The sequence below is a fragment of the Streptomyces sp. NPDC054847 genome (assembly GCF_053610925.1).
The window spans coordinates 1-7,151 of the sequence record NZ_JBSGZJ010000371.1 but is presented as its reverse complement, the minus strand read 5'-3'; the positions used below and the strand labels follow the sequence as shown (position 1 = coordinate 7,151).

The 7,151-nt window shown below is 72.0% G+C and carries 7 protein-coding genes; 6 read left to right on the top strand and 1 reads right to left on the bottom strand.

Features of this window, described 5'->3' with window-relative positions:
* Positions 1–33: 33 nt before the first annotated feature.
* Positions 34–1,830, bottom strand: coding sequence for an AMP-binding protein (locus ACWGH4_RS27465; protein ID WP_441264261.1), 1,797 nt, complete (start codon positions 1,828–1,830; stop codon positions 34–36).
* A 290-nt stretch (positions 1,831–2,120) separates the two neighbouring features.
* On the opposite strand from ACWGH4_RS27465, the gene ACWGH4_RS27460 reads away from it, so the two are divergent.
* From ACWGH4_RS27460 to ACWGH4_RS27435, 6 genes are all read left to right on the top strand, one after another.
* Positions 2,121–2,888: a metallophosphoesterase family protein gene (locus tag ACWGH4_RS27460; protein ID WP_453465682.1), complete on the top strand. Its 768-nt coding sequence runs from the start codon at positions 2,121–2,123 to the stop codon at positions 2,886–2,888.
* Between the two features lie 91 nt (positions 2,889–2,979).
* Positions 2,980–3,429 carry an SRPBCC family protein gene (locus ACWGH4_RS27455; protein WP_453465680.1) on the top strand — a complete coding sequence of 150 codons (450 nt, stop codon included), beginning with the start codon at positions 2,980–2,982 and terminating at the stop codon, positions 3,427–3,429.
* Positions 3,429–4,688: an ArsA family ATPase gene (locus tag ACWGH4_RS27450; protein WP_453465678.1), complete on the top strand. Its 1,260-nt coding sequence runs from the start codon at positions 3,429–3,431 to the stop codon at positions 4,686–4,688. Before ACWGH4_RS27455 ends, ACWGH4_RS27450 begins: the two co-directional genes overlap by 1 nt.
* Before the next feature lie 68 nt (positions 4,689–4,756).
* Positions 4,757–5,200 carry a DUF5304 domain-containing protein gene (locus ACWGH4_RS27445; RefSeq protein WP_453465676.1) on the top strand — a complete coding sequence of 148 codons (444 nt, stop codon included), beginning with the start codon at positions 4,757–4,759 and terminating at the stop codon, positions 5,198–5,200.
* 65 nt (positions 5,201–5,265) lie between these two features.
* The gene (locus ACWGH4_RS27440) at positions 5,266–6,207 is read left to right on the top strand and encodes an ROK family glucokinase (protein WP_441264265.1); all 942 of its coding nucleotides are present in this window, start codon (positions 5,266–5,268) and stop codon (positions 6,205–6,207) included.
* 107 nt (positions 6,208–6,314) lie between these two features.
* Positions 6,315–7,058 (top strand): endonuclease/exonuclease/phosphatase family protein, encoded by a 744-nt coding sequence (locus tag ACWGH4_RS27435; RefSeq protein ID WP_453465674.1) that lies wholly within the window; start codon positions 6,315–6,317, stop codon positions 7,056–7,058.
* Positions 7,059–7,151: the final 93 nt, after the last annotated feature.

Below are 7,151 nucleotides of genomic sequence, written 5' to 3'. Positions count from 1 at the left end.
AGGTGGCGGGGGCGGAGCCCCCGCAATCGACCGTCAGGCGCGGTAGATCGATTCGATCTCGTCCGCGAAGTCCTTCGCCACCACGTTCCGCTTCAGCTTCAGCGACGGCGTGATGTGGCCCGCCTCCTCGGTGAACTGCGTCGGCAGGATGCGGAACTTGCGTACCGACTCCGCCTTGGACACCGCCGCGTTGCCGTCGTCGACGGCCTTCTGGATCTCCGCCCGCAGGTCCTCGTCGTCGCGGAGGGACGCCGCCGTCGAGCCGGCCGGCTTGCCGTGTTCCGCGGACCAGCGGCCGAGGAACTCCTCGTCGATGGTGACGAGCGCGCCGACGAACGGGCGGCCGTCGCCGACGACCATGCACTCGGCCACGAGGGCGTGCCCGCGGATGCGGTCCTCGATCACCGCGGGGGCGACGTTCTTGCCGCCGGCGGTGACCAGGATCTCCTTCTTGCGGCCCGTGATCGCGAGGTAGCCGTCCTCGTCGAGGGTGCCGATGTCGCCCGTGTGGAACCAGCCGTCGGCCAGTGCCTCGGCCGTCGCGGTCTCGTTGTTCCAGTAGCCGGAGAAGATGTGCTCGCCGTGCAGCAGCACCTCGCCGTCGTCCGCGATCCGCACCACGGAGCCGGGCAGCGGCTGGCCGACCGTGCCGATCTTCTGGCGGTCCCACGGGTTGAAGGCGGTCGCCGCGCACGACTCGGTGAGGCCGTAGCCCTCCAGCACGGTGAAGCCGATGCCGCGGAAGAAGTGGCCGAGCCGCTCGCCCAGCGGCGCGCCGCCGGAGACCGCGTACTCGCCGCGGCCGCCGAGGACGGCGCGGAGCTTGCTGAAGACGAGCTTGTCGAAGACCTTGTGCTTGAGCTTCAGGCCGACCGGCACGCCGCCGGACCCGCCCAGCGCGCGGCTGTAGGCGATGGCCGTGTTCGCGGCCTTGTCGAAGATCTTGCCCTTGCCGTCCGCCTGGGCCTTGGCCCGCGCGGAGTTGTAGACCTTCTCGAAGACGCGGGGCACACCGAGGATCAGCGTCGGCCGGAAGGAGGCCAGTTCGTCGGTGAGGTTCTTGATGTCCGGGACGCAGCCGAGCCTGATCGGCGCCATCACGGCCGCGATCTCGACCATGCGGCCGAAGACGTGCGCGGCGGGGAGGAACAGCAGCACGGAGCTCTCGCCCGTACGGAACAGTGGCTTCAGGCGCTCGACCAGGTTGCCGCACTCCGCGAAGAAGGCGCGGTGGGTGAGCACGCAGCCCTTGGGGCGTCCGGTGGTGCCGGAGGTGTAGACGATGGTCGCCGGGTCGTCGGCCTTGGCGGAGGCGCTGCGCTCGTCGACGGTCGCCTCGGAGATCTCAGCGCCGGCGGCGGTCAGTTCGTCGACCGCGCCCTTCTCGATCTGCCAGACGTTCCGCAGGGCCGGCAGCGACTCGCGCACGGATTCCACGGCGGCGGCGTGCGCGTCACCCTCGACGATCACGGCCGCGGCGCCGGAGTCACCGAGGATCCACTGCACCTGCTCCGCCGAACTGGTCTCGTAGACCGGCACGGTGACCGCGCCGGCGCTCCAGATCGCGAAGTCCAGCTGGACCCACTCGTAGCGGGTGCGGGACATCAGGCCGACCCGGTCGCCGGGCCGGATGCCGGCGGCGATCAGGCCTTTGGCGGCGGCCCGCACCTCGGCGAGGAACTGCGTCGCGGTGACGTCCGTCCATCTGCCGCCGACCTTGCGGCCCATCACCGCCACATCCGGGTGCTGCGCGGCATTGCGGCGGATGAGATCCGTCAGGTTGCCGTCCGTGGGGACCTCGTACAGGGCCGGAAGGCTGAACTCGCGCAAGACTGCTGCTCCTCATCGGGCGCCGGCGCCACGGCTCTGTGTGATGCACCGGCTGCGGTCCAAGATCGGGCAGGTGCTCGGTGGGGGTGAGCACGACTGGACTGCCCGGACGTTACCCACGAGTACACGGTTCCCGATAGGGGTTCCCGGCCAATGTTCTGTGCGTCACACATCGATGGCTGGACTTCGCGCAGAGTATTCCACTCTGCGTGCCGGACCCAAGTAACCGCAGGTAGGCCCCCTCTACCCAGCGGCTCCCGACGGGTTCTAGGGTGACCGCCATGCGAGGCATGCGAGTCAACGTGGTCAGTGATGTGCACGGCAATGCAAAAGATCTCGCCATCGCGGGCGACGGTGCCGATGCCCTGATTTGCCTCGGTGACCTGGTGCTTTTCCTGGACTACGCCGACCACTCACGCGGCATCTTCCCCGAACTGTTCGGCGTGGAGAACGCCGACCTGATCGTGGAACTGCGCACCGCCCGGCGCTTCGAGGAGGCACGGGACCTCGGCCGCAGGCTCTGGGCGGAGCTCGGCGTCGACAGGGAGACCGCCATCGAGGCGGCCGTACGGCGCCAGTACGCCGAGCTGTTCGCCGCCTTTCCCACCCCGACGTACGCCACTTACGGCAACGTCGACATCCCGGCCCTGTGGCACGAGTACGCCCGCCCCGGCACCACCGTCCTCGACGGCGAGCGGGTCGAGATCGGCGGCCGGGTCTTCGGCTTCGTCGGCGGCGGACTGCGCACCCCGATGCGCACGCCGTACGAGATCTCCGACGAGGAGTACGCCGCCAAGGTGGAGGCGATCGGCGAGGTCGACGTGCTCTGCTCGCACATCCCGCCCGACGTTCCCGAGCTGACGTACGACACCGTCGCCCGCCGCTTCGAACGCGGCAGCCGCGCCCTTCTGGACGCCCTCCGGCGCACCCGGCCCCGTTACGCGCTCTTCGGCCATGTGCATCAGCCGCTCGTCCGCCGCATGCGGGTGGGCGCGACCGAGTGCGTCAACGTCGGTCACTTCGCGGCCGGCGGCCGTCCCTGGTCCCTGTCATGGTGAGCCGGGGCACGCACCGGAGAGCCGTGCGGTCGCGATAGCCTGCACCCCACACACCTGCCCGGTCCGTACCGCACTGTGAGGAGCCGCAGAGATGGCGGAACACACCAGCTCGAGCATCACGATCGATGCGGCACCGGCCGAGGTCATGGGTGTCATCGCCGACTTCACCCGCTACCCGGAGTGGACCGGCGAGGTGAAGGAGGCGGAGGTGCTCGCCACCGACGCCGAGGGACGTGCCGAGCAGGTCCGCCTGGTGCTGGACGCCGGCGCGATCAAGGACGACCACACCCTCGCCTACACCTGGCACGGGGCCGACGAGGTCAGCTGGACCCTGGTGAAGTCCCAGATGCTGCGCGCGATCGACGGCTCCTACCGGCTCTCGCCGGTCGGCGGCGGCGACCGTACCGAGGTCACGTACCAGCTCACCGTCGACGTCAAGATCCCCATGCTCGGCATGATCAAGCGCAAGGCGGAGAAGGTCATCATCGACCGCGCCCTCGCCGGTCTGAAGAAGCGCGTCGAGAGCGGCGCCGGCGCCTGATGCGCAAGGTCCTCGTCACCGGCCTCGGCGGCGCGGGCCGCACCACCGTCGCCGCCGCCACGGCGCTCGCCGAGGCCGCACGCGGCAGGCGGGCGCTGTTCCTGTCCGCCGGCCCGGGCGACGTGCTCGGCGCAGAGCTCACCGCCCGCCCAGAAGATCCGGTGCGCGTCCGCGACGGCCTTTGGGCCGCTCGTATCGACGCCGGCTCCGACTTCCGCGCCGAGTTCCTCGACCTCCAGGAGCGTGCCTCCGCCGCGCTGGACCTGCTGGGCGCGGCCAGGCTCGAGGACGAGGAACTGACCCGGCTGCCCGGCAGCGAGCAGTTCGCGCTGCTGCGTGCGCTCGCCGTCGCCTCGCGCGGCGACTGGGACGTGGTCGTCGTCGACATGCCGCCGCTGCACGAGACGATCGCGCTGCTCGCGCTGCCGGAGGAACTGCGCCGCTACCTGCGCCGCCTCCTCCCGCAGGAACGCCAGGCCGCCCGCGCGCTGCGCCCCGTGCTCGCCCAGCTCGCGGGAGTGCCGATGCCCGCCCAGTGGCTGTACGGGACCGCCGAACGCTGGGACACCGAACTGGCGGGCGTGCAGGCACTGATCGAGTCCGTGAACACCACCCTGCGGGTCGTCGCGGAGCCGGGCCCCCGGGCCGCCGCGGCGCTGCTCGAGGCCCGTGCCGGACTCGCCCTCCACGGGCTCGCCGTGGACGCCCTCGTACCGAACCGGAACCTGCCGAGGGAATCGGCGGACCCCTGGCTCGCCCCCCTCGTCGCCCAGCAGGAGAAGTGCCTCCACGAGTGGTACGGCGCCCGGCTGCCCGGCGCCGCCATATGCGAGGTCCCCCACCTCGGCCGCGACCCGCAGGGCCTCGAGGACCTCGCCCTGCTCGACACCCGCGCCGTCCGCACCGCCGCCGGCGGGGACGGACACCGGGGCGAGGGGCTCGCCGTCGACGGTGACCCGGACCGGGAAGGCCCCCGAGGCGGCGTCGGCCGGGTCGGCCGGTCCGAGCCTTCCGCGACCGGCCCCGGCGACCAGGACGCCCTCTACGTGTGGGAGCTGGAGCTGCCCGGCATCGTCAAGGAGCAACTCTCCCTCGTCCGCCGTGGGGATGAACTCCTGATCGGGGCGGGGCCGTTCCGCAGGATCCTCCCGCTGCCCTCGGCGCTGCGCCGCTGCACCGTCGCCGGCGCGGGTCTCGCGGACGGCATGCTCACGGTCCGCTTCACGCCGGACCCCGGACTGTGGCCGCGGACACGCTGAACGCCGTACCACCGTTCGGGTACCGTCGAGAGCACACAACCCCTCGAAACGGCCCCCAGGAGTACGTCATGAGCGAAGCGACCGAGCGCCCCGACGCCGACGCCTGGGCCACCGCCTGCGAGGAGGACCTCCAGCAGGAGCGGGCCCGGCGCCGGACGGAGTACGGGCAGCAGCCCGGTTCCGCGGCGGAAGAACTGCGCAAGCTCTTCGACGTCGTGGCGGAGAAGGTCACCTCCTTCCAGTCGTCCCTGCCCGGCATCGCCGCGCAGAGCGCCGTCCAGCAGTTCGTGACCCAGGCGAAGGCCGCCGTCGAGCCGGTCATCGAACGAAACCCGCAGGTCTTCGACCATCTCGCGGCCGCCGGCGGCGAACTGCTCGCCGCCTACCGGTCCGCCGTCGAGGGCCAGGAACGCCGCTGGACGCAGCGCCCCGCGGGCTCCGGGAGCGCCAAGGACACCGACGACCCCCGCGACGAAGGCCCCGGCGGCAGCGAGCACATCGACCTGGACTGACCAGGGCGTGCCCGCCCTCGGGTACGGTTGGCCTTAGCGGGGCTCGACCGAATACTGAGGGACACATGGGACTCACCATCGGCGTCGACATCGGCGGCACGAAGATCGCGGCGGGCGTGGTCGACGAAGAGGGCACCATTCTCGAGACGCACACCGTGCCCACCCCGTCGACTCCCGAAGGCATCGTCGACGCGATCTGTGCTGCCGTCGCAGGAGCCGGCCAGGGCCACGAGATCGAGGCCGTCGGTATCGGAGCCGCCGGTTACGTCGACGACAAGCGCGCCACGGTCCTCTTCGCGCCGAACATCGACTGGCGCCACGAGCCGCTCAAGGACAAGGTCGAACAGCGCGTCGGCCTTCCCGTCGTGGTCGAGAACGACGCCAACGCCGCCGCATGGGGCGAATACCGCTTCGGCGCCGGCCAGGGCCACGAGGACGTCATCTGCATCACGCTCGGCACCGGCCTCGGGGGCGGCATCATCATCGGCAACAAGCTGCGCCGCGGGCGGTTCGGTGTCGCCGCCGAATTCGGGCACATCCGGGTCGTGCCCGACGGCCTCCTCTGCGGCTGCGGCAGCCAGGGCTGCTGGGAGCAGTACGCCTCCGGCCGGGCCCTCGTCCGCTACGCCAAGCAGCGCGCCAACGCCACACCGGAGAACGCCACGATCCTGCTCGGCCTCGGCGACGGCACCGCCGCGGGCATCCAGGGCAAGCACATCAGCGAGGCCGCGCGGCAGGGCTGCCCCGTCGCCGTCGACTCCTTCCGTGAGCTGGCGCGCTGGGCGGGAGCCGGTCTCGCCGACCTGGCCTCCCTCTTCGACCCGTCTGCGTTCATCGTCGGCGGCGGAGTCTCCGACGAGGGCGACCTCGTGCTCGACCCCATCCGCAAGTCCTTCCGCCGCTGGCTGATCGGCGGCCAGTGGCGCCCGCACGCCCAGGTGCTCGCCGCGCAGCTGGGCGGCAAGGCGGGGCTCGTGGGCGCGGCGGACCTGGCACGCCAGGGCTGACCCGCGGTATCCGTCTCCGGCAGGTGCCCGCCGCGCCCGCCGAAGGGCGCGGCCTTGTGGGCCGCGTCCTTCGGGAAGCGCGGCGGGCACCGTCGTATGTTGCTCCCATGGCGATCACCGAACTGCCCAAGTCCCGCACCGAGCCGGACGGTTCGGCCGTGGTCCGGGTCCTCGGCTACAACATCCGTTCCATGCGTGACGACGAGGAGGCGCTGGCCCGGGTGATCCGGGCCTGCGAACCCGACCTGGTGTTCGTCCAGGAGGCCCCGCGCTTCTTCCGCTGGCGCAAGCACGCGGCGCGGCTCGCCGCGAAGACCGACCTGGTGATGCTCTCCGGCGGCGCGACGGCGGCGGGCCCGATGCTGCTGTGCTCGCTGCGGGCCACGGTGGAACGCACCGAGGACGTCCTGCTGCCGCGCTCCCCGGGCCTCCACCGGCGCGGCTTCGCCACGGCCGTCGTCCGCTTCGCGGGCGCGCGGGTGGGCTTGATCAGCTGCCATCTGAGCCTCGCGGCCGACGAGCGCCTCGCCCAGGCGGGCCTGCTGCTGGAGCGGCTGAAGGCGATGGATGTGCCGCACGCGATCGTCGCGGGCGACATCAACGAACAGCCCGGGGGCCGGGCCTTCGGCCGGCTGGCGGGGGAGCTCCAGGACTGCTGGGCGGTGGCCCCGTGGGGCGGTGAGTTCACGTCCACGGCGGCCGGGCCGCACCAGCGGATCGACGCGGTCTTCGCGACGGAGGGGGTGGAGGTGCTGGGGTGCGGTGTGCCGGATCTCCCCACCGCGGACCTGCGGGCGGCGTCCGACCACCTCCCGGTCCTGGCGGCCCTCCGCGTCCCCGCGACGGGCTGATGCCCGCGTTTTCCCCACCCCGCCCCTTCCCGAACCGGGCTCCGCCCGGACCCGTACCGCGCTTCGCGCGGTGCCCTCAATCGCCGGGCGGGC